1 protein-coding gene is annotated in these 519 nt (G+C 72.4%); it reads left to right on the top strand.

The features are described 5' to 3' along the window. On the top strand, positions 1-519 hold a 519-nt coding region (locus ACFP2V_RS38760), incomplete at both ends, for an ATP-binding protein (RefSeq protein WP_465269233.1).

Here is a 519-nt window from a genome sequence, read left to right on the forward strand (position 1 = left end):
CTGTACGAGTCCGCGGTCCGCGAGGCGGTGGCCGCCTTCGGCCGCGGCGAGTGCTTCGTCGAGCGCTACCTGGACCAGCCGCGGCACGTGGAGACCCAGTGCCTGGCCGACACCCACGGCACCGTGGTCGTCGTCTCCACCCGGGACTGCTCGCTGCAGCGCCGGCACCAGAAGCTGGTCGAGGAGGCCCCGGCGCCGTTCCTGTCCGACGCGCAGGTCGCCGAGCTGTACGCGTCCTCGAAGGCCATCCTGAAGGAGGCCGGCTACGTCGGCGCCGGCACGGTGGAGTTCCTGGTCGGCGCCGACGGCACGATCTCCTTCCTGGAGGTCAACACCCGCCTCCAGGTGGAGCACCCGGTCACCGAGGAGGTGGCCGGCGTCGACCTGGTGCGCGAGATGTTCCGCATCGCCGACGGCGAGGCGCTCGGCTACGACGACCCGCCGCTGCGCGGCCACTCCTTCGAGTTCCGCATCAACGGCGAGGACCCGGGCCGCGGCTTTTTGCCCGCCCCCGGCACG

It is taken from the genome of Streptomyces incanus (assembly GCF_042656345.1).
In the GTDB taxonomy this organism is placed as follows: Bacteria; Actinomycetota; Actinomycetes; order Streptomycetales; family Streptomycetaceae; genus Streptomyces; species Streptomyces incanus.